Source organism: Bradyrhizobium sp. UFLA06-06 (assembly GCF_054820065.1).
Genome location: NZ_JADFUD010000023.1, coordinates 64,630 through 85,254, shown reverse-complemented (window position 1 = coordinate 85,254; position 20,625 = coordinate 64,630). Strand labels below are relative to the sequence as shown.

Annotated in this window: 20 protein-coding genes; 9 read left to right on the top strand and 11 right to left on the bottom strand. The window is 64.1% G+C overall.

The window, feature by feature from the left end; translation table 11 throughout:
* The first annotated feature begins 54 nt into the window (after nt 1-54).
* Nucleotides 55-891 carry a glyoxalase superfamily protein gene (locus IF803_RS20850; protein ID WP_461193299.1) on the top strand — a complete coding sequence of 279 codons (837 nt, stop codon included), beginning with the start codon at nt 55-57 and terminating at the stop codon, nt 889-891.
* Between the two features lie 12 nt (nt 892-903).
* Here the strand turns inward: IF803_RS20850 and IF803_RS20845 are convergent, their stop codons facing one another.
* Both IF803_RS20845 and IF803_RS20840 read right to left on the bottom strand, forming a co-directional pair.
* Nucleotides 904-4,746, bottom strand: a complete 3,843-nt coding sequence (locus IF803_RS20845; protein ID WP_461193298.1) for a tetratricopeptide repeat protein — start codon at nt 4,744-4,746, stop codon at nt 904-906.
* 281 nt (nt 4,747-5,027) lie between these two features.
* Nucleotides 5,028-5,870, bottom strand: a complete 843-nt coding sequence (locus tag IF803_RS20840) for a c-type cytochrome (RefSeq protein ID WP_461193297.1) — start codon at nt 5,868-5,870, stop codon at nt 5,028-5,030.
* Between the two features lie 455 nt (nt 5,871-6,325).
* On the opposite strand from IF803_RS20840, the gene IF803_RS20835 reads away from it, so the two are divergent.
* Entirely contained in the window at nt 6,326-6,856 is a 531-nt protein-coding gene (locus IF803_RS20835; RefSeq protein ID WP_461193296.1) for an SgcJ/EcaC family oxidoreductase, read from the top strand.
* 130 nt (nt 6,857-6,986) lie between these two features.
* Here IF803_RS20835 and IF803_RS20830 read toward each other — a convergent pair whose 3' ends face one another.
* A complete protein-coding gene (locus IF803_RS20830; RefSeq protein WP_461193295.1) occupies nt 6,987-8,204 on the bottom strand; it encodes a glycosyltransferase family 87 protein in 1,218 nt (405 codons plus the stop codon).
* Nucleotides 8,205-8,437: 233 nt separating this feature from the next.
* Between IF803_RS20830 and IF803_RS20825 the strand changes: the two genes are divergently transcribed.
* Nucleotides 8,438-9,937 carry a glycosyltransferase family 87 protein gene (locus IF803_RS20825; protein WP_461193294.1) on the top strand — a complete coding sequence of 500 codons (1,500 nt, stop codon included), beginning with the start codon at nt 8,438-8,440 and terminating at the stop codon, nt 9,935-9,937.
* Between the two features lie 40 nt (nt 9,938-9,977).
* On the opposite strand, the gene IF803_RS20820 is transcribed toward IF803_RS20825, so the two are convergent.
* The 4 genes from IF803_RS20820 to fliL are packed head-to-tail and all read right to left on the bottom strand — an operon-like array spanning nt 9,978 to nt 12,960.
* A complete protein-coding gene (locus IF803_RS20820) occupies nt 9,978-10,784 on the bottom strand; it encodes a MotE family protein (RefSeq protein ID WP_461193293.1) in 807 nt (268 codons plus the stop codon).
* The gene (locus IF803_RS20815) at nt 10,781-11,254 is read right to left on the bottom strand and encodes a DUF6468 domain-containing protein (RefSeq protein WP_411781316.1); all 474 of its coding nucleotides are present in this window, start codon (nt 11,252-11,254) and stop codon (nt 10,781-10,783) included. The genes IF803_RS20820 and IF803_RS20815 overlap by 4 nt, the downstream gene beginning before the upstream one ends.
* Complete coding sequence (fliM, locus tag IF803_RS20810; protein ID WP_028339794.1) at nt 11,251-12,453, bottom strand: flagellar motor switch protein FliM; 1,203 nt, start codon at nt 12,451-12,453, stop codon at nt 11,251-11,253. The genes IF803_RS20815 and fliM overlap by 4 nt, the downstream gene beginning before the upstream one ends.
* Nucleotides 12,454-12,471: 18 nt before the next feature.
* Nucleotides 12,472-12,960, bottom strand: coding sequence for a flagellar basal body-associated protein FliL (gene fliL, locus IF803_RS20805; protein ID WP_461193292.1), 489 nt, complete (start codon nt 12,958-12,960; stop codon nt 12,472-12,474).
* A 382-nt stretch (nt 12,961-13,342) separates the two neighbouring features.
* On the opposite strand from fliL, the gene flgF reads away from it, so the two are divergent.
* From flgF to IF803_RS20775, 6 genes are all read left to right on the top strand, one after another.
* Nucleotides 13,343-14,107: a flagellar basal-body rod protein FlgF gene (gene flgF / locus IF803_RS20800; RefSeq protein WP_411781315.1), complete on the top strand. Its 765-nt coding sequence runs from the start codon at nt 13,343-13,345 to the stop codon at nt 14,105-14,107.
* A gap of 16 nt (nt 14,108-14,123) precedes the next feature.
* Nucleotides 14,124-14,912, top strand: coding sequence for a flagellar basal-body rod protein FlgG (gene flgG, locus IF803_RS20795; RefSeq protein WP_028337173.1), 789 nt, complete (start codon nt 14,124-14,126; stop codon nt 14,910-14,912).
* A 2-nt stretch (nt 14,913-14,914) separates the two neighbouring features.
* The gene (flgA, locus tag IF803_RS20790) at nt 14,915-15,970 is read left to right on the top strand and encodes a flagellar basal body P-ring formation chaperone FlgA (RefSeq protein ID WP_461193291.1); all 1,056 of its coding nucleotides are present in this window, start codon (nt 14,915-14,917) and stop codon (nt 15,968-15,970) included.
* A gap of 5 nt (nt 15,971-15,975) precedes the next feature.
* The gene (gene flgH, locus IF803_RS20785; RefSeq protein ID WP_304496143.1) at nt 15,976-16,728 is read left to right on the top strand and encodes a flagellar basal body L-ring protein FlgH; all 753 of its coding nucleotides are present in this window, start codon (nt 15,976-15,978) and stop codon (nt 16,726-16,728) included.
* 327 nt (nt 16,729-17,055) lie between these two features.
* Nucleotides 17,056-17,490, top strand: coding sequence for a hypothetical protein (locus IF803_RS20780; protein ID WP_461193290.1), 435 nt, complete (start codon nt 17,056-17,058; stop codon nt 17,488-17,490).
* Nucleotides 17,491-17,586: 96 nt separating this feature from the next.
* Nucleotides 17,587-17,880, top strand: a complete 294-nt coding sequence (locus IF803_RS20775) for a hypothetical protein (protein ID WP_028337177.1) — start codon at nt 17,587-17,589, stop codon at nt 17,878-17,880.
* 63 nt (nt 17,881-17,943) lie between these two features.
* Here the strand turns inward: IF803_RS20775 and IF803_RS20770 are convergent, their stop codons facing one another.
* The 4 genes from IF803_RS20770 to IF803_RS20755 all read right to left on the bottom strand — a co-directional run bounded on the left by IF803_RS20770 (nt 17,944) and on the right by IF803_RS20755 (nt 20,512).
* Nucleotides 17,944-18,897 carry a phosphatase PAP2 family protein gene (locus tag IF803_RS20770; RefSeq protein ID WP_461193289.1) on the bottom strand — a complete coding sequence of 318 codons (954 nt, stop codon included), beginning with the start codon at nt 18,895-18,897 and terminating at the stop codon, nt 17,944-17,946.
* Nucleotides 18,898-19,255: 358 nt separating this feature from the next.
* On the bottom strand, nt 19,256-19,753 hold the full coding sequence (locus tag IF803_RS20765; RefSeq protein ID WP_461193288.1) for a GNAT family N-acetyltransferase: 498 nt from the start codon (nt 19,751-19,753) through the stop codon (nt 19,256-19,258).
* 34 nt (nt 19,754-19,787) lie between these two features.
* The gene (locus tag IF803_RS20760) at nt 19,788-20,219 is read right to left on the bottom strand and encodes a DUF1801 domain-containing protein (protein WP_461193287.1); all 432 of its coding nucleotides are present in this window, start codon (nt 20,217-20,219) and stop codon (nt 19,788-19,790) included.
* 59 nt (nt 20,220-20,278) lie between these two features.
* On the bottom strand, nt 20,279-20,512 hold the full coding sequence (locus IF803_RS20755) for a hypothetical protein (protein WP_461193286.1): 234 nt from the start codon (nt 20,510-20,512) through the stop codon (nt 20,279-20,281).
* Between the last annotated feature and the right edge of the window lie 113 nt (nt 20,513-20,625).

Genomic DNA, 20,625 nt, shown 5'->3' with positions numbered 1-20,625 from the left:
GTCAGCAACGCAAGCCCCTGACGCCTTCCGTTCGTCGATGCAAAGGTTGATCCCATGCGCGACTTTCGTGATGCCAAGGCCATGGCGCAGACGCTGCGCGAAGCGCTCGGCGCCAAATCGATCCCCCTCACCCACAGCGACAGCCTGGAGCTGATCGCCAAACTGTTCGGCCAGCGCGACTGGAACACGCTGGCGGCACGGATACAGGCCGCCGGCGGATCCGCCGATGTCCCGGCTTCCGCTCCGCGATCGCCGCCGGGCGTCGTGCGGCAAGAGATCGCAGTCGCTCCGGCGGTGCTCGATGGCTATGCCGGCTTCTACCAGCTCAGCGAGCAGGCCGTCCTCAGTGTGTTGCGCGAGGATCACCACCTGGCTGTACAGCTCACCGGGCAGCGTGCCGTAGCGTTCTTTGCGGAGAGCCAGACTGAGTTTTTCGCCAGGGAGGTCAACGCGCAGATCAGCTTTGTCATCGCGGCTGACGGTCAGGCGACGTCACTGATCCTGCATCAAAATGGCGACCAGCCGATGCCGCGCATCGACGCTGCAAACGCGAAGCAGATTGCGGATCGCACCGCGGAGCGTGTGAAGAACCAGTCGCCGGCTCCCGGAACCGAGGCCGCACTCCGCCGCCTGATCGAGGGGGTCGCATCGGGACAGCCCGACTATGCGGACATGACCCCCGCGCTCGCCGCGGCGACCCACGAGCAATTGCCACACCTGCAGCCTTACCTCGCCGACCTCGGCACGATCGAGTCCACACGTTTCCTCGGCGTCGGCGCGCAGGGCGAGGATGTCTACAGTGTGCGACACGCCAACGGCGCCTCGCATTGGCGGATCGCGCTCGACGCCACCGGGATCATTTCGACCGCGTGGGTGTCTGCCGGGCCGTGAGCCCCTGCGCTGCTACGGCACCGCGCTGGCGCGGCGCTCGCCCTTGATCGCCGGCAGCGCGCTCACCGGCGCGGCCTTTGGCTTGTCAGTCACCGATCCGGTTGCGACCGGATCGGGCAACGGCGCGCGGGCGGTGGCGTCGGGGAAGCGGGTTTTCATCTCGCGGATGAAGCCGTCGAGCGTGTCGACGCTGGCGGCCATTCGCGCGATCTGGGCGAATTCGGCGCTGGACGTCGCGACCGGCTTGCTGGCCGAGTCGAAGGCGAGCTTGTCGGTATCGCCGGACATCAGCGGCGCGTATTTCTCGCGGAACCGGGACAGTCCGATGGCGTCCTCGGCAAGCGCGTAGCCGACAACGGCGCGGATGATGTCGGCCTTCTCGCCCGGATTGAGCGGAGTGAAGTCGCGCCAGCGGTCGCCATAATAGAGCTCGATCTGCTCGGACGCCTCGCGCCAGTGCCGCGACGCCCAATAGATGTCGGAGCGCAGCCGGATTGCCTCGCGGCCGGTGATGTTCGAGATGATGTCGAGCGCGAGATCGTGCCGGCCGACGTCGCTCTGCGCGCGCGCCTCGAGCAGCAGCCGCTGCTGGCGCAGTTCGCCGGAGAGGTCCGCGATCCGGGTCGAGCGCAGCGCGGCAACGGCGCGGTCGGGCTTGCGGTTCATCAGATAGACCATCGCAAGGCGCGCCGCGACCTGGGCGCGGGCCGCGCCTTCGAGCCGCTTGTCGACCTGGTATTGCAAGAGGTCGGCGGCCTGGTCGAGCAGATCGACGCCGACCAGGCGGTCGGCGAGACGGCGGATCATCTCGTCGCCGCGGCGGCCGATCGGCGTCAGTTCGCGATATTCGTAGAAGGTGCCGAGCGCATCGATCGGCGACATCTCGTCGCCCTTGGGGCCGAGGTAGAGCTGCACGAACAAGGCCGAGGCGGCATCCTGCGCCTGGCGCGATTCCGGCGCGTTCGGCTGCAGCCGGGTCGCGGCACGCGTGACCGCGAAGGCGTCGGCGTAGCGCGCCGTCTCGGCGTAGATCTTCGACAGCACATACAGCGTCTTCAGCTCGATATTGTCGCCGCGCCACAGCATCGACAGCAGTTCGAGCTCCTTCAGCACATCGTCGCGGCCGATCTCGCCGCGCTTCTGCTTGAGCAGCGTCTCCAGCAACCTACCTTCGGCGGCAGCCTGGCGATCGGCCGAATTGGCGGCGAAGCGATAGGCGTCGAGCGCATCCTTCTCCTGGCCGAGCGCCTCGGCGAGCCGGCCGCGCAGCACCGCAACCGCGGGCTTCAGCTCGCCGGGAACGCCGACCACGTCGAGATCGCTCTTGCGCCGCGCGGCGCCGGCATAGTCCTTGACCTCGAGCGAGGCCTTCATCGAGTCCATGGTGACGATGCGCTGCAAATCGGGCGGCAGCGTCGCCACCGCGAATTCGGCGTTCTTGAACTTCTCGCGCGCCTCGGCCCATTTGCCCTCGCGGGCGAAAGCGAGCCCCTTCCACAATTGGGAATCGTAACCGTTGCCGATCACCGGATTGGCGAGATCCTTCAGGCCCTGCGCCGGGTGTCCGATCAGGATGCTGGCGACCGCGTGCACCATCACCACCGACGCCGTCTCGCTGCCGCGCTTGCTCTCGGACAGGATCAGATTGGCGACACCATGGGCTTCCTGGTACATGCCGCGCGCCATGTAGAAGTCGGCGAGATCGAGCCGTGCCTGCGGCAGCTGCTCGGCATTGGCCGACGCGGCCGCCGCAATCAGGCCGTCGAGCTGCTTGAGGAAAGTCTCCGACTGGTTCTTGCGCCACTCGTCGGGATCGAACAACGGCTTCACCGCCGCGGTCGCACGCTCGGCGGCGACGTCGGCCGATGACAGCGTCAGGCCCCCCGGCCGGCCCAGCATCACCTTGTCGGCGCCGACCTCGGCCTTGACGTCGTCCGCGTTCGGATGAACCACGACGCCGTGGATCGATTCCAGCAGCGACAGCTCGACGAAATCCTGCCGCTTGATGACGCCGCGGGTCGGCGGCGGCGCCGTCACCACCCAGAGCGTATCGCCGGCGTCGGGATCGACCAGTCTGTGCAGCTGGCCCGGATTGGCGAGCGGCACGCTGACATTGGCGAGCGAGGGCTCCGAGATGTTGCGCACCACGGTGAGCGGCAATGGCGGCTTCTGCACGCGGTCGGCAAAGGTCAGCGTCCAGCTCACGCCGCGCGAGCGGTCGTCGCTTTCGAGCGACGGCATCTGCGGCCGGTTGAGGCGGAAGCGCACCGCCTGGCCCTTGTCCAGCGCGATCCGGCTGACATCTGATATCAGCGAGCCGGCCTTGGCGCGGACCGGATCGACGTCGATTGCCTCAGCGGTGTCAAACACCATCCAAACCGTGTCGGCGCGGCGGAACAACGCCGCCGGCGTCGCGCCGGGGAATGAGAACGTCACGCGCAAGCCGTCGCTGTCGCGCTGGGCTTCGACCGCGGGCTTGCCGTCGGCACGGGCCTCGGCAGGCGGCGATGGTGCCGCAGCCGCCTTCGGCGCTTCCGTCGCCGGCGCGGCGGCGGCGACAGCGGGCACCGGCTTCGGCGCGTCGGTCACGGGCGCCGTGTTCTGTTCCGCCGCAGAGCCGGCGCCACCCTCGTGCGGCGGGGTCGGCGTAGCAGCGTTCTCGGCGTTGGCCGCAGGTGCGGCCGCGATTTTCGGCAGCTCCGGATCGGACAGTTCCGATCGGGGCTGCTCCGTTTTGGCGGGCGCGGCCGCCGGTTGCTCGCCGGTGGCTTGCTCGGGTTTGAGCGGCTCGGAGCGCTGCGGTTCGGAATTGGCAGGTTCGGACTTGGCAGACTCGGACTTGGCAGGCTCGGACTTCGCCGGCTCGGATTTGGACTGTTCGGCCTTGATCTCGATCTTGGCCTGCTGGGCGATGCTTTCCGATGTCACCGGCGCGATCGCCGCGGCGCCTTTCGGTTTGGCGCGCGGCGTCGGCAACAATGAGCTCAGCGAGGGCTTTGCCGCCTGCTGCTCGTTCTGCTGGAAGGCGACGTCGACAATGTAGTTCTTCTCGTCGCGGAACGAATGCACGTCGACATCGCCAATCAGCGACACGTCGACTGCCGACGTGTCCGTGTCGGCGCGCGCGCTGATCGACGCGACATTTGGCGGGGCGGCGACCTTGGCATCGGCAAGGTCGAAGGTCAGGACCGAATTGAAGGACAGCGTCAACTTCTGCTCGTTCAGCACCGAGGAGACGCTGACCCCGTCGGGCACCTCGAACACGAAGCGGACGAAGGTGGGTTGCACCAGCGCGCGAACGCGCACCGGCGGCTTCTTCCTGGCGGCATCGGCGGCGCGCTGCATGCGCAGCAGGCGCTCGGCGGCGCGGGCCCGCTCGGCAAGCTCGCGGATCACCTCCTGCGGCAGCGACGGCGGCGGGCCGGTCCAGCTGTCGGGCAGGAAGTCGATGAAGATGCGCTCGCCGGCGGTCATGGTGTTGATGCTGACGCGACGCGCCAGCGACAGGCGGATCGCCGAGCCGTCGGGATCGCGGCGCGCGGCGCCGACATAATCGGGCACCGCATCCTGCAGTTTCTCGACGGGGATATCGACAGGGCGCCTGAAGCGGATCACGATGATCGAGCCGGCGGTCGTGACCTCCGACTCGACATCCTCCTTCAGCTTCAGCACCAGCCGGGCATAGCCGTTCGCGGCAGAGAATGTCGCCTCCCCCGGCACCGCGTCTTCGGCCCGCGCCGCAGTCGGATAGGTATGGGTTGTAAGCGCAAGGGCGGTGGCAAGCAGGCACAGACGCGCGGTCCGCGCCCAGGCGCGGCCTAGCGACCATGTTCCAGCGGCAGCGGTTCGCGCCATCTCGAAACGTCTTCTCGGGACCCCAGCCATACCAAGCGCGAAGCGCCCTCGCCCACGCCTCCCGATCTTGGATCGGGCGGCGTTAAGGACCTGTTAACGTCAACGGATTGTTTCGGACCCGGCCGCCGGCAAGGAATGGCGACCAAAACGCTCGGTTTGAAGCTGAAGCTTGTTCCGAGCGCCGCCTGGCTGCACGGTTGGCGGGGCGCGCTATCCTTTGGAGTCAGCCGGGAGCCCGCTGCGCGGCTGTGACCGGACAGGATTTGGCCTTGCAACGAGGCTTACTCCGCGCCGCCGGGTACCGTGCGCAAATACGCCACGATGGCATCGAGGTCATCGGGACTGATCCGGGCGTAGTAGTGGTATCCCATCGGTCGACCGAGACGGCTGCCATCGCGGCTGACACCTTCGGTGATCGCACGCTTGATCTCGTCGTCGCTCCACGTTCCGATCCCATTCGTCTTGTTCTGCGTGATGTTGCGTGAGACCGAGCTTCCCCACGGCCCGGAAAATTTGACGCCACCGGCGCCAAGGCTGCTTTTGTATTCTCGTCCCCTCGGTCCAATCGGCGTATGGCACGCCATGCAATGCGCGATCGTGACGAGATAGAATCCCTTCTGCACCTTGTCGCTCATCATCGGTTCGGCGAACGCGTTCTCGCCGCCCGGCGGAACGTTCTCGACTTGAGGCACCTTGTAGATCGGATCGGGCACCTTGTTGTGGACTGGCGTGATCGTACGCAAATATGCGACGACGGCGTCGAGATCATTTTCCGTCAGGATGTGATAGAAGCTGGTCGGCATGACCATCGCGGTATGCACACCCTTTGGGGTTTGCCCGGTCCGCAGCAGTTTCTTGATATCGGCATCGCTCCAGTTTCCGATGCCTGTTTCCTTGTCTTGCGTGATGTTGGCGGCATGCACCGTGAACGGAGGCTCGTCCCAGTATCCTCCGCCCGAAAACGCCTTCTCCAAAACGTCGCCGTTCGGTCCCTTGGGCGTGTGGCAATTGCCGCAAGCCAGAATGCCGTTGACGAGGTAGTCGCCCCGTTTGACCGGTTCGGATTGGGCCCATGCCAGATTGGTGGTGGCGATGACGACAAGCATCATGAACAGGCTACGCATATTGGTTTCCTCGAAATTTCTTGGTGACTAAAAATTCAATGCCTGATCGGGCGCAGCTTCGCGCCCGGCACAAATGAGCAATTCAATCAATCAACTCAGGCCGCGGTCCATGCGACCGCAATCACGGAAGGCTCCAAAACAGCGAAGTCGCGCTCGCCTTCCCCACGCCAATGCTAGACTCGCATCAAGCAATTTGGCAATGTCTGTGATGGCTCTGTTGCAATGGCGTTGAAAGCGTTCGGCGCGGACGTACGCCAAGGGGCCACAAGAAGGGGGCCACAAGAAGGGGGCCACAAGCCGCCCTGCTCCGCCTATGTCGGCGAAGGATCGCGACCATCAGGCCGGCGATTTGCGGAAGCCTTGTGCCCGCTGGTCCATTGCACCGGATCGGGGCGACTTGGCGAACTCGGCCGGACGGACATCGAAGCGGCCAGCCGCCCTGTTGATTGGCATTAATGATTTATCGCAACGCGGAAGCAGCCCTGCTGCCTCACTCGATTTCCGATTGTTCTGCAATAATTCTTTTGAGAGGATCACCCATGCGAAAGCCACTATCAATTCTTGCTCTTTTAATGAGTGTCTCGATTGCCCAAGCCGATCCGAAGGAGGACGCAGCGCAGCTCGTTGAGCGCTGGAGCAAAGCCTTCGCTGACGCCGACCTTGAGGGTATCGTCAGTTTCTATGCCCCGGAAGCGACCATGATCGGAACGTTCGGCAAGGTCGTCATGACGACGCCGGAGCAAATCCGCAAATACTTCGAAACGACAATCCTCAATTCGCGCCCCAACACCGTGGCGCTGCAAAGCGCGGAGACTCTCCTGATCGACGAGAGGACGGTGGTGCTCGCCGGGTTCGACACCATCTCCGGGGTCATGAAGGATGGCCAGCCTTATAGCAGCCTCGGCCGCGTCACATTCGTGATCGCGAAGCAAGGCCCGGATTGGAAGATTGTCCATCTGCACCGGTCTCCACTCCCGAAAACCTGACGGCAGCCCCGTCAATTCGTCTTCGGCGTGAGCATCTTGGCTTCGATCTTGGGAAGGTCGTCGGTCGAGGCCGATTCGTCGCCGCCGGCGCGGCGATTGGCGACCTAGCGCAAAGTGAGGTGCTCCGAACTCAGACCGCCGCGACCTCTCGCTCGCCATGCGCCGCTTGCCGCGTCTGCGTGCTCTCCCGGACCAGCAACCAACAGAACAGGATGATGACCGGAGAACCAAAAGGCAGCGGCTTCACGACCGACAATTGATAGAGGACAGGTAGGTAGAAGACCATCGGCGCGAGAAACGTCACGCCAAGCACCATTTTCGACCAGGCCGGAAAGCCGACCTTCAACCATTCGCGGAGCATCCAGGCCAGCGGCAGCGCCATGATGAGCATGTCGTAGAACAGGCAGAACGGCGTAATCAGAAGGCAGGCGAGCACGATGATCGAGCGTTCGGTCGCAGCACTGATGTTCTGACGCAACATCCAGACCAGCACACACGTCATGCCCAGCGCCACGAGGCCGTGAATGATAAAGGCCGTGTTGACGCCGGCCCCGAGCAGGCGCGCTGTCGCGTACACGCTCTGCAGCAATGAAAACTCGACGTCGCCGTTCTCCAGAGCCTGTCGGGCCGAGTGAGAGACGTCGAGGAAGTTGAGCCACGTATCCAGGCCGAACAGCAGCGCGGACAGCACGACGAGCGAAATCGACGACATGCCTGCCCAGATCAGCGTGCGCCAGCGACCTGTGACGATCAGGGCGATCGGCACGGCCAGCGCCAAATGCGGCTTGATCACCATCAGCCCGAGGATCGCGCCCGCGAGCTTTGGCCTCCGGTCCATGATGTTGAGACCGCACCCAAGGATCGATGCCGTCAGAAAGGCGTTCTGCCCTGCCACGGCGTTAAGATAGACCGGCGCATAGGCGAGGATCGCGACCAGGCACCAGGGCGTTCGCAAGATACGCCAGATCACCGCGGCGAACGACGCCGCCGTCATACCAATGAATACGAACAGCGAGACGAAATACGGCGCGAGCGCGAGCGGCACGCACAAGAGCAACATCGTCGGCGGATAGAAGAACGCCTCGTAGCCCTCTCGCAGGTATGGAGCCTCCGCGAGCAGATGCAATTCGGGCACATAAACCTCGGCGGGATGCCCGGCCAAGGCCTGAAGCGAGGCCGCCCAGAACGTCAGGAAGTCCGAGCCGAGCAGAAAGTTATTCGCGCCATAGCCGCCATCGCGGTAAAATAGCAAAAGCGACCTCGCAAGGGTCAGCACCAGCACAATAGCGACGCCACTCACGTACAATCGGGCGCGCGGCGCGGTGAGCCATGGCATGTCTTTCAGCATCGGCAATTCCTGAAACACCACCTTGAGACATAGCGACTTCAATTCCAGAATGACAAATCGGCTGCAACTTAACGCTACCGGTTAAGGCTACCATAACCCGGGTGCCCGGTGGCGATCGTGCCCATCGGGCAGAGCGCAAAAGATCTCCGCATCCCGCATTGGGATAAGATCGCAATCAGACACCTCTCGGCGTCGATACGCGTTTGGCTTCGCTGAGATCCCGTCGAGCCCGCATGACCGGAGACAGCGAACATCCCCGTCTGCCAGCCGGCACATGGCGCTGCAGCGCCTCCGACTGCACCTTTGTCGTACGTGATGACGATGCCCCTGAAGCCGATGGCGTCGGCTTCCGTCTTTGCATCGAGAGGGTCACCCCCCGATCCACCGGGCATGTGCGGAACCTCTGGCGATTAACCCAACGCCGCATGGAGATCGGCCACTCGCTTGCGCCACCGCCAGTTGCGGTATACAAACGCTTACATTTCAAGCAATTCTTAGTTTCTGGCAGTTTCATGAACGGATTTGGAATGGTGCGCGCCCGTGCGGAGCGCAGCGGATACGACCGTGCATTGGCCATTGCCTGCCTCATCGTGTTGGGCTTTACCCTGTACTGCGTGCTACCGAAAGTCGTTGACGGTACCGGCGCGACCGGGCTCGACTTTTCATGCTTTTGGAGCGCGGGGCAGATGGCTCTCGATGGCCATGCCGCCACCGCCTACGATTGGCCGCGGTTGCGGCAAGCGATCATTCAAATACACCCCAGCTTGAACCAGGCTCCGTTCCCCGTTTACGAGGTGCCGATACCGTTTTTCTACCCGCCGTTTTTTTTCTTTGCGGCGGCACTGCTGGCACTGCTGCCGTTTCCGACCGCGTTCTGGATCTGGAGCACCACAAAGCTGCTGTGCTGGGGGCTCGTTGTTTCCGCCATCCGACCGCGCTTCGCCGTACTGCTGCTGGCATTCGCCGTGCCGGCCGTCCTCTACGATTTCATTGTCGGCCAGAGCTCCTTGCTCGCGGCATCGCTGCTCGGCGCCATTCTGCTGACGCTGGACAGGCGTCCGATCGTCAGCGGCTTCCTGATCGCGCTGCTGATCTTCAAGCCGCAATATGGCGTCCTGCTTCCCCTCGTTCTGATAGCTACTGGACGCTGGACCGTCTTCATCACAGCCAGTTTGGTGGTACCGGTGCTCATGCTGCTCACCGGGCTTACCTTCGGCTGGGACACTTTTGAGGGGTTCCGTGAGGCAGCCATCTTCGCGACGACGCAGTTCCATCTCACCGGCACGCTGGCTTGGTACAAGCTGCAGAGCGTCTACGGCTTGCTTCGGTTTGCCGGCTTTGGCTACGGATCGGCCATCGCATTGCACGTCGCGGTCGCTGCGGCAGCCGCGACGTGGATGCTGATCATATGGCGCCGCAACGTCAGCTTCGCCGTCAAGGCCGCGAGCCTGCTCGTCGCAACATTGCTCGTCTCTCCCTACTTCGCGATCTACGATACGGCGCTACTGGCTCTCGCGCTCATCTTTCTCATGAACGCGCCCATGGCCGAACATGGCTCGCTGCTCTCGAATCGCTCCGAACTCCGGATCGGGTTCGGCGTGCTTGTCCTGGCGGGGTTCACCTACCCGGTCGCACTCGTCCCCGTCGGTCCGTTCATGTGCGCGACCCTCATCGCGATGATCTGGATTAGATGCAGGCAACCCGGCGTTAAGCCGGATCTGGCTTACGGCTGAAGAGGCCACCACCAATTGGCGGACTTCCCGATAGCTCCCGTCAATTCGTCTTCGGCGTGAGCATCTTGCCTTCGATCTTGGGAAGGTCGTCGGTCGAGGCCGACTTGTCGCCGCCGGCACGGCGGGCGAGTTCGACCGTGAGCCGTTCGGCGGCTTCCGGCTGCATCAGGCCGAGGATGTCGGACATCTTGCGCGGCTGGATCTGCGAGGCGATCTGGTAGAGCACGTTCATTTCCAGACGATCGAACACCTTCGCGGCGTCCTTCGGCTTCATGTTCTCGTACATGGTGACGATGCCCTTGAAACGCGCGGCATCGGCTTCCGCCTTTGCCGCGGCATCGGCATTCGCCTTGGCATCATTGGCCTTGGCCTCCTCGACCTTGGCCTCGATGCGCTTCTCGGCGGCCTTCAACAGGCTTTCGCGGATCTCGACCTCGCGCGCGCGTGTCTCCAGCTCCTGGCGGCGCGCCTGCAACCGTTCCAGGATCGCGCGCTCCGACGCCGACACCGGCGCGGGTGCATCCAGATTGACGACAACGCCATCGGGCTTTGACGGCTCCGCGGCCGGTGCGGCCGGCTTCGGCGCCTCGTCCTTCTTGGCGTCCTTGTGCTCGACCGATCCCGTGATGTCGCCGGGATCGCCCTTGATCTTGCTGTCAACAACCACAGCCTTGCCGGCGCCGGGGAAGTTGAAGTTCTGTTGCGCCCATGACTGGCCGGCCGGCGGCGTATCGTCGGCAAACACGTAACCGCCATCGAGCACGAGGCCGGCAACCTTCAGCACCATCAGGCCGAAGATCGCGACCAGCACCACGGGCATCACTCTGATGTCACGAAGCAACTTCATGCAGCGAGGCCGCCGGCCCTCCTGCGCTCGGTGAAGGCTTCAGCCGCCGCGGCAACTGCGTGCGCGGCCGAGACCCTGGGCGCCGGCGCCGCTGGCGCGGTGGGCGCAACTGCCTGTGCCGGTGCATGCGCGGGCTCCGACGGCCGCGCGGCCAGCGCGATCTTGGACAGGCGGCGCACTACGTGGTCGCCCTCCGCCAGCTGGCTCTTCAGCAACGCCGACATCTGCGTCGCGGCATCGAGCTGGTTGCCGAGGTTCTCGTTGACGTCGCGCACCGCGTGCTTCAACCCGCCGATCGCCCGCTCCGCGATCTCGGTCGCGGTGATCAGTTCGGCGATCGTCGCCTTCAGCGAATGCTCGTCGGCCTTCAGCCGCTGCAGGCGCTTGTTGAGCAGCCAGCAATAGCCGATCGTCAGCATCAGCAGCACGGCTACCAGACTCTCGATTGCTAGTCCAAGCACATGACTCATGGTGCCTCCATCATCTTGGTCCGCTCGTCCGCCTTCTCGAACATCGCGAAGGTGGTTTGGGGTTTACGCAAATTTTTGGTGACGCGGATCGCGACGCGGTCGCCGACCCGGCCCATGCGCCCTTCCGTCAGGGTGACGTTGCCGCAGCGCACCGAGACCAGCGCGTCGGAGCGGATATCCAGCGGCAGGGTGTCGCCGACCTTGAGCTTCATCAGCTCCTTCAGCGGGATATCGGCTTCATAGAGCACCGCGTCGACCGAAATCTCGGCCTGCGCCACTTCGGTGGCGAAATGGCCTTCCCAGATCGGGTCGCGGCCGAATTTTTCGCCCATGAACATCTGCAACAGCACGTTGCGGATCGGTTCGATGGTGGCGTAGGGCAGCAGCAATTCGACATTGCCGCCGCGGTCTTCCATGTCGATGCGCAAGCGCACCAGGATCGCGGCATTGGCCGGGCGGCTGATCGCGGCAAAGCGCGGGTTGGTCTCGAGCCGGTCGATCGTGAAGGTCACCGGCGACAGCGGCCGGAACGCCTGCTCGGCATCCGACAGCACCACCTCGACCAGCCGCTTGACGAGGTTGGTCTCGATCGTGGTGTAGGGCCGGCCCTCGATCTTGAGCTGGGTCTGGCCGCGGCGGCCGCCGAGCAGCACGTCGATCATCGAATAGATCAGGTTGGAGTCGACCATGGCGAGGCCGAAATTCTCCCACTCCTCCGCCTTGAACACCGAGAGCACCGCGGGCAGCGGGATCGAGTTCATGTAGTCGCCGAAGCGCACCGAGGTGATGCGGTCGAGCGAGACTTCGACGTTGTCGGAAGTGAAATTGCGCAAAGAGGTCGTCATCAACCGCACCAGACGGTCGAACACGATTTCGAGCATCGGCAGACGCTCGTAGGACACCATCGCGGAATCGATGATGGCGCGAATGCCGGAATGGTCGTCGAGGCTGACGTCGCCGACCGTGAAGCCGAGGAGATTGTCAATCTCCTCCTGCGACAGCACGCGCTCGCCATTGGTGTTCTTGCCGCCGAAGTCGCGGCTGCCGTCCTCGACCATGGCGGCCCATTGCAGCGCCATGTTCTCGGTGAGCTCGTTCTTGGCGGCTTCCGCCGCGGCCGCCTCGGGATCCTCGGAATCGAGCGAGGCTTCCCATTGGGCCGCAATGGCGTCTTGGTCCATCTGGTCGTTGCCGGCCATGGCTTTACATCCACCCCGTCACTGGATCACGACTTCCTTGAACAGCACCGCGTTGACCTGGTTCGGTGCCAGCGCGAGATTGACGCGCTTGGTCAGTTCTTCCTTGAGGCGGAACAGGCCGGCCGAGCCGTTGAGGTCGCTCGGGCGCAGCTCGCGCATGTAGGTCTGGAACAGGTCGGTGACGCGCGGCAGCGCCGGCTTGATCGCCTCGACCTGCTTCTCTTCCTTGACCTCGAGCACGAGCTTCAGCTTGAGATATTGCACGCGCTCGCCGGGCGCGCCGACCAGATTGACCAGCATGTCAGGCACGTCGACGAAGCTCGGCGGCTTCGGCGGCGGCGCTTCGGCGTGCTGCTCCTCGCCGTGGCCGCGCATGAAGAAGAACCAGCCGCCGGCGCCCGCGCCGAGCACGATGAGGAAGCCGACGACGGCAATGATCAGCTTGAGCTTGCCCTTCTTCGGAGCGGCCGCGCCCTCGCCGCTCTCCGTCTTTTCCTCGTCCGCCATCGTCCGCTCGCTTCACCCAGAAGGATGCGAACGCGATTGGCACCAGCCCTGGCTTGAAGACGCGATACAAATGCCGCCGGCGCACACGCGCCCCAATAATGGCAACGCTAGGGTCATAATGGTTAACGGAAGCTTAGGATTTACCATCCACTAGGAAAAAACTGCCGGGCAAACATGGTCAACAAGACCTTTCTGCCGCCCCTTGCGCGCCACGGCCAAACACCTAAGCCATTCAAATAACACGCTATTCCGAGTTGGCACGGCTTTCGCTGAGAGCACGGCGTAACGAGCGGGTTTGGGAGAACCCAATGGTTACCGACGGGTCCGGCGTGAAGGTTTGGGAGAACCTGCATTCGGATCGCCTCACAGGGGAGAACCACCGATGCAGAATACCCTTCTGGTCGGCCTATCGAAGCAGATGGTGCTGGAACGGCAGATGGATGTCGTCTCCAACAACATCGCGAACATGAACACCAACGGCTACAAGGCCGACCGGTCGCTGTTCCAGGAATATCTGTCCTCGAACGCGCATGAGGACAATTTCGCGTCCTCCGACCGCCGCGTCTCCTTCGTGCAGGACCGCGCGACCTTCCACGATTTCTCGCAGGGCCCGACCGAAGAGACCAAGAACCCGCTCGACGTCGCGATCGACGGCAACGCCTTCCTGGTGGTGCAGACGCCGGGCGGCGAGCGCTACACCCGCGAAGGCAATCTGGCGATCAACAGTCGCGGCCAGCTCGTCACCGCCTCGGGCTACCAAGTGCTCGGCACCTCCGGCCCGATCACGTTCCAGCAGACCGATCACGACGTCAACATTGCCACCGACGGCAACATCAGCGTGCTCGAGGGCACGTCCCGCCTCGACTCGATCCGCGGCAAACTGCGCCTGGTCTCGTTCGCGCAGGCCCAGCGCTTGCTCAAGGAAGGCTCCAACCTCTACGCGCCGGGCGAAGGCACGCAGGCGCTGCCGGACACCAAGGCCCAGATCCGCCAGGGCTTCATCGAGAAATCGAACGTCAATTCCGTCGTCGAGATGAGCCGCATGATCGAGATCACGCGGACCTACACCCAAATCGCCTCGCTGCTGCAGCAGCAGAGCGACCTGCACAAATCGGCGATCGAGAAGCTCGCCGACGTGCCGAACTGATCCGGGGGATTGACCGATGCGCGCACTTTATACAGCTGCGACCGGAATGGCGGCACAGGAACTAAGCGTTCAGGTGATCTCCAACAACATCGCGAACCTGCGCACCACCGGCTACAAGAAGCAGCGCGCCGCGTTCCAGGACCTGATCTACGACCATGTGCGCCGGGTCGGTGCGCAGGCCTCCGACCAGAACACCATCATGCCGATGGGCATCGACCTCGGCGGCGGCGTGAAGACCGTCGGCACGCCGCGCATGATGACCCAGGGCACGCTGTCGCCGACCGGCAACGACCTCGACATCGCGATCCGCGGCGAAGGCTTCTTCAAGATCCTGATGCCGGACGGCACCTTCACCTACACCCGCGACGGCTCGTTCCAGATGGACAATCAGGGCCGCATCGTCAACGCGCAGGGCAATTTGCTGCAGCCGACGATCACGATCCCGCAGAACGCATCCGGCCTCACCATCAATGCGCAGGGCCAGGTCTCGGTGACGCTGCCGGGCCAAACCGCATCGACCAACATCGGCCAGATCGGCCTGACCCGCTTCATCAACAAGGCCGGCCTGATGCCGATCGGCGACAACCTGTTCCAGGAAACGCCGGCCTCCGGCCAGCCGCAGGACGGTACCGCCAACACCGACGGCTATGGCGACATGCAGCAGAGCAACCTCGAACAGGCCAATGTCGAGGTGGTCTCGGAAATCTCGGACCTGATCGCCGCGCAGCGCGCCTATGAGATGAACTCGAAGGTGGTCTCCGCCGCCGACCAGATGATGCAGTCGACCTCCAACCTGTTCCGCTGAGGATGCTGTCGATGATCGCCCGCTCACTCCTGATCGCAGCCGCGCTTCTTGCAGCCTCGATGACTTCGGCTGCCGCGCAAAGCCGCCGCGAGACCATCGCGGTGCCGACGCTGCGCGCCAGCATCACGGTCGCCGACGACATCGTGCGGGTCGGCGACCTCATCGACAATGCCGGCAGTGCCGGCAGCGTCGCGGTCTACCGCGCGCCGGACCTCGGCACGACAGGCACGCTGCCGGTCGCGCAGGTGCTGAACGTGTTGCGCTCGCACCAGGTGATCGGCGTCGACACCCGCGAGCTGAAGGAGATCACCGTCACCCGGCTGGCGCGCACCATCGACAGCAAGGAGATCGAGCAGCAGGTGTCGCGCGCGCTGGAGGGCCGCCACGGTCTCGGCAGGGCCGGCAACATCGCGCTGACCTTCGACCGCGATCCCGGCGACATCCGCCTCGAGGCGACCAATACCGGCGTGATGCAGCCGATCGCCGTGCGCTACGACCCGCGCTCGACGCGTTTCGACCTGACCTTCGAGATCGGCAACGACGCCGGCACCGCGCCGTCGAAGCTGCGCTTCACCGGAACCGCGATCGAAACCATCGAGGCCGCCGTGCTGACGCGCAATGTCGAGCGCGGCGACGTGCTGAAGGCCTCCGACGTGATCGTGGAGCGCCGTCCGAAGGCCGAAATCGGCAACGACGCGGCGGTGCGCGACAGCGCCGTCGGCATGCAGGTCCGCCGCCAGCTCCGCCCCGGCCAGGCGCTGCGCGTCGCCGACCTCGCCAAGCCCGATCTCGTCACCCGCGACCAGAATGTCACGCTGATCTATCGCACCGCCGGCCTCTACCTGACGATCCGCGGCAAGGCGATGGATGGCGGCGCCGAGGGCGACACCGTCAGCGTGATGAATCTGCAGTCCAAGCGTGCCGTCTCCGGCGTCGTCACCGGCCGCGGCGAGGTCTCGATCTCGGTCGCGACCCCGCGCCCGGCGCCGACCGCCGACGCTACCGAATCCAATTCCGCTTCCGTCAAGCTGAGTTCAGTCGCACCAAACGCCGAGTAAAGTTCATGTCCCAGTACCGCATCAACCGCCTCGTCCTGACCGGCGCGCTGTTCGCACTCGGAACGATCGCCAGCGGTTGCTCGTCGATCGACCGTCTCTCCCAGATCGGCGAGCAGCCGAAGCTGACGTCGATCGACAATCCGACCACCCAGCCCGGCTACAAGCCGGTGCAGATGCCGATGCCGAAGCCCGAGGTCGCCTCCTACAGCCCGAATTCGCTGTGGCGCAGCGGCTCCCGCGCCTTCTTCAAGGACCAGCGCGCCGCGCGCGTCGGCGACATCCTGACCGTCACGGTGAACTTCACCGACAAGGCCGCGATCGCCAACGAGACCCAGCGCAGCCGCACCAACTCCGAAGATTCGGGCGTCACCAATTTCCTGGGCTCGCAGACCATCACGCAGCCCAACAAGATCCTGCCCGGCCGCATTCTGACCGCCGACTCAACGGCCTCCAGCGACGGCAAGGGTTCGGTGAACCGCCAGGAAGCGTTGCAGACCAGCGTCGCCGCGGTCGTCACCCAGGTGCTGCCGAACGGCAATCTCGTGGTCGAGGGCAAGCAGGAGATCCGCGTCAACTTCGAAATCCGCGAGCTGATCGTGGCCGGCATCGTGCGCCCGGAGGACATCCAGAGCGACAACACCATCGATTCCTCGAAGATCGCCCAGGCCCGCATCGCCTATGGCGGCCGCGGCCAGATCACCGACGTGCAACAGCCGCGCTACGGCCAACAGGTTCTCGACGTGCTGCTGCCCTTCTAACGGCATGATCCCGCAAAGTGGAAACCGGTTCTCGGAAACGGATCATGCCTAAGTAGGACTTTTACGAGCTCCCACATCTCGTCGCGAACCTAGGCGCGGCGCGGTGTACCAACACGGCCCTCGCTAGCTCCCCTGGCGAGGGCCGTGGCTTTTTGTGACCGGCGGCGTGCGCTTGCGCGATCGTCGCGCATCAGTCCGATACCGCTTCACGAAAGTCGTGCCATCGCCTTGTCGGTTCGTTAACCCTCGCAGCAACGCACAGTAGAAGTCCCGGCGCTTGCAACGTAGGGAGACGACAACGCAGGGTTTTCTGTTTGTATGACGGTCATGCAAAGAGACGGAAGATATGCGGCGTGGTTCCGGACGCCGCAGGGCGAAGGCACCGGAATAGTCCAGCTCGCAAATGGCAGGATCTCGGGCGGCGACGCCATGTTCACCTATGGCGGCACCTATCAGCTCGATCAGGACCGCTTCACGGCGACGCTGACGACGCACCGCTATGCCGACGGTCCGTTCACCACGGTGTTCGGATGCGACGAGGTCGAGGCGCAGCTGACCGGCTCGTTCAACGGCAACCGGGCGGTCTGCTCGGGCACGGCCAAGCAGGCCCCCGGCGTGCTGTTCGAAGCCACGCTGTTTCTGCAGCAACAGGAGCCGGAGCCCGCCCCCGGCCCAAGGACCACGACAACGCGCGCGGGTGTGGCAAGGCTGCCGAAGCTCCCCGACCGGCGCACGACGGTCGTGAGCAGGCGTTTCAGCTAGTCCGTCCGCAATCCCGATGGCGTCGCCACCCGGTCCGGCGTACGATCGCGCATGCGCGAAGCGCAGCCCGATCGATGCAGCCGGAAGGAGGAACGCATGTATGCCGCCATCCGTCACGCCAAGGCGAAGACTGGTAGCGCCGAAGAACTCGCGCGCCGGATCAAGGAAGGCGCAATCCCGATCATCAGCGACGTCGAAGGCTTCATGGCCTATTACGTGGTCTATGCCGGCGACGATACGGTTACCGCGATCAGCGTCTTCAACAACCATGCCGGCGCCGAAGAGGCCAACCGCCGCGCGCTGGCCTGGATCGACGACAATCTCGGCCCATTGCTGGTCGGCCAGGCCACCGCGGTGGCCGGCCCGGTGATTGTGCATACGAAGGCGTGACGGCCGCGCCAGGCAAGCTTCGCCCGGCAGGCGCGGTCCATCGCCGTCCGGAACTCGGCTGGCTCACCTCGCCGGCGGCGCAAGCTGCAGCAGCAGCTTCGGTCGTCGATGCTCGGCCGGCGTGAGACGCGCACCAATGCGATTCACGGCATAGATCGATGCGGCCGCCACCGCCAGCCCGGCCACGATATCGGCGAAGTAGTGACCGCCTCCGACTGGAGTCGCCGCCAGCATCACCGCATTCCAGAGCAGGCCGACAGCTCTCAGCCAACGGATCGGCCAACACGCCCACACGTACAGCGCCGCGGAAACCGCGTGAAAGCTCGGAAAGGTCAGGACCGATCCCAGCTGAAACACGTCGAGCAACCTTGTCGTGCCGTCGCGGACGAGCGGCAGCTCTTTCAAGGTCTGGTAATAGACACTCGGTTCAATATGCGAATAGTCGGCCGGCACAAGCCCGAGTGTCCCGTAGACGCCCGTAGCCGGAACCAGGGTCGAGATGCCGGTCGTCACAATCAGGCCTATCGTGACGGCGAGCACCAGTTCCGCCGCGCGTCGATACTGTCCGATCAGGCTGAGCAGGAGCAGCAACCCGAACAGCTGAGCCCAAATGGAGTTGTAGGCCTGTGCGAGCACGCTGATCAGAACGGGTCGATTGTTGACAAAATCCAGATAGGCGAGGAAATCCAGGCCAAGGAACCGGTCGAACGCGAGCAGATTGGCATCCTGCATCGGCAGATTCGCCGACGCCGCAATGTATCCGAGCGACGCGGCCAACATGGCGACGAAGACGATCTGCGGTACGACGAACAGCGTCGCGTAGATTCGCGTGTCGCTGGAGGCCGACCTCATATTGAGATACCCGCACGATCCGTAGAAGCCGGCCACTCCTGCGACGACGAGGTAACCGCTGGCGCGCACCCGAAAGTCGGTCAGGACAAGCGCGCATAGGAAGACGGCCAGGATCGCGGCGATCAAGATCCAATTCAGCTGCAACAGGCGCTTGGCAACCGCCAAGTCCGCGTCCTCGCCCGGAATCGCTCGAGCGTCCGCCGGCCGCGTTATTGCTGATCGATGCTGGTGGGGTCGAGACGTGCGAGGCTGCTGCGATCTCGGATAGGCTTCCTCTGGAATATTGATGTCGGCCGGCGATTCGATCCCTCGCGGGACAACCAACTCACTGAACATTGCGACTGCCATTCCAGCGGGCGCTTCGACATGAGGCCCGCTCATTCCACAGCCACAGGTTTAGCAGTCACGCATTAAGTTGCGTCGGCACGTCGCTACAACCGGACGACTTTCATGTCCAATGGTGAACGACTTATTTCGTTAGATTTCTGAAAGGGGAATTGGGTTCCCATGCACGAAGGCCCAGCTACTGATCCGGCCTGTCGCTCAGCACAATGAGAACCTTGCCGCCGAAGTCGTATCGCGCGACCTCGCGCATGCCGAGCCGCAGATGCGCCTTGAGCGAGCGCGGGTTGTCTTCCCTGATGAAGAGGATTGCCTCGCGGCCGGGAAAGGTCGCCTGAAGCTTCGCGTACAACGCCTCCAGGACGCCAAGGCCGCGCGCGTCCCGCGAGACGCACACCGGACCATAAACATACGCATCTGCCCGCCCCAGCCAGGCCTTCAGCATGGCCTGCACCGGCGGCGCCTCGCCATATCCCTTCTCCGACGTCAGGAGCGCGCCGAGCAACCTGCCCTCAGCGTCGGTCGCGATGACGATCGGTTGCCCGTCCGCAATGCGCGTCTCGATCATATCGCGCGGCCATTGCCCGAGCAGCATGCCGCCGCGGTCGCCGGCGTTGGCCGTCAGCAGCGCGGAGATGGCGTCCGCATCCGGCGATGTGGCGAGCCTGGTCTTGATCATCTGTGATGGATCGCGAGCACCGTGCCGGCGCAGCTCACGCCTTCTTCTTCGCGGTCGCACGGGTGGCCGCGGTCTTCTTCGCCGGCTTCTTCGCAGTCTTTTTGGATTTCGCCTGGTTGAGTTCGATCGCAGCACGAATGAGCGTCTTCAGCGCAGGGGCGTCGACCTTGTCGCCCTCGAACAGATCGATCGCGCGCCGCGCATTGCCCTCGAAGCCGGTGTTGAACAGCTTGTCGGGGTCCGGCAGCTGCGCGCCATACATGAAGGTCAGCTTGACCTTGCCCTTGTGGGCGTTGCCGACCGCAATGATGCCGTCGCGCGACCACACCGGGCTGCCCATCCACTTCCACTCCTCGATGATCTCGGGATCGGCGGCGAGGATGCTCTTGCGCAGGCTGGCCAGCGTCTTGCCGCGCCAGTCGGTGAGATCCTCGATCATCCGGTCGATACGTTCCGATGCCGTCATTGCTGTCTCTCGCGCCTCATCCGCCCCAAATCGTCCCGTCAAGTCGTCACGTCATGCAATCACACTTGGGATGCGGACGTCGATCCCCCATGCTGACGCCGCGGCGACAGATAGGGCAACGCGAACAGATAGAGGCCGCTGAGCAGCATGAAGATCAGCGGGAACAGCGCCAGCAGGCCGATCCAGACCGCCTGGTGCTGCAGGACCATGGCGACGATATTGATGATGACGGCAACCGTGAAGGCGATCGAGAGCCAGCGGTGCGATTCCCTGATCCAGTTGTTCCAGTTCAATGTGACCTCCTGTTGGTGGGTGAATGATCCAGCGTCATTGCGAGGAGCGGCAGCGACGAAGCAATCCATGTTTCCGCAGATGCGGCACGATGGATTGCTTCGCTTCGCTCGCA

Coding starts and splice junctions, on each gene's coding strand:
- IF803_RS20850 (WP_461193299.1), top strand. CDS start 55: ATGCGCGACTTTCGTGATGCCAAGGCCATGGCGCAGACGCTGCGCGAA.
- IF803_RS20845 (WP_461193298.1), bottom strand. CDS start 4,746: ATGGCGCGAACCGCTGCCGCTGGAACATGGTCGCTAGGCCGCGCCTGG.
- IF803_RS20840 (WP_461193297.1), bottom strand. CDS start 5,870: ATGCGTAGCCTGTTCATGATGCTTGTCGTCATCGCCACCACCAATCTG.
- IF803_RS20835 (WP_461193296.1), top strand. CDS start 6,326: ATGATTTATCGCAACGCGGAAGCAGCCCTGCTGCCTCACTCGATTTCC.
- IF803_RS20830 (WP_461193295.1), bottom strand. CDS start 8,204: ATGCTGAAAGACATGCCATGGCTCACCGCGCCGCGCGCCCGATTGTAC.
- IF803_RS20825 (WP_461193294.1), top strand. CDS start 8,438: ATGACCGGAGACAGCGAACATCCCCGTCTGCCAGCCGGCACATGGCGC.
- IF803_RS20820 (WP_461193293.1), bottom strand. CDS start 10,784: ATGAAGTTGCTTCGTGACATCAGAGTGATGCCCGTGGTGCTGGTCGCG.
- IF803_RS20815 (WP_411781316.1), bottom strand. CDS start 11,254: ATGAGTCATGTGCTTGGACTAGCAATCGAGAGTCTGGTAGCCGTGCTG.
- fliM (WP_028339794.1), bottom strand. CDS start 12,453: ATGGCCGGCAACGACCAGATGGACCAAGACGCCATTGCGGCCCAATGG.
- fliL (WP_461193292.1), bottom strand. CDS start 12,960: ATGGCGGACGAGGAAAAGACGGAGAGCGGCGAGGGCGCGGCCGCTCCG.
- flgF (WP_411781315.1), top strand. CDS start 13,343: ATGCAGAATACCCTTCTGGTCGGCCTATCGAAGCAGATGGTGCTGGAA.
- flgG (WP_028337173.1), top strand. CDS start 14,124: ATGCGCGCACTTTATACAGCTGCGACCGGAATGGCGGCACAGGAACTA.
- flgA (WP_461193291.1), top strand. CDS start 14,915: ATGCTGTCGATGATCGCCCGCTCACTCCTGATCGCAGCCGCGCTTCTT.
- flgH (WP_304496143.1), top strand. CDS start 15,976: ATGTCCCAGTACCGCATCAACCGCCTCGTCCTGACCGGCGCGCTGTTC.
- IF803_RS20780 (WP_461193290.1), top strand. CDS start 17,056: ATGCAAAGAGACGGAAGATATGCGGCGTGGTTCCGGACGCCGCAGGGC.
- IF803_RS20775 (WP_028337177.1), top strand. CDS start 17,587: ATGTATGCCGCCATCCGTCACGCCAAGGCGAAGACTGGTAGCGCCGAA.
- IF803_RS20765 (WP_461193288.1), bottom strand. CDS start 19,753: ATGATCAAGACCAGGCTCGCCACATCGCCGGATGCGGACGCCATCTCC.
- IF803_RS20760 (WP_461193287.1), bottom strand. CDS start 20,219: ATGACGGCATCGGAACGTATCGACCGGATGATCGAGGATCTCACCGAC.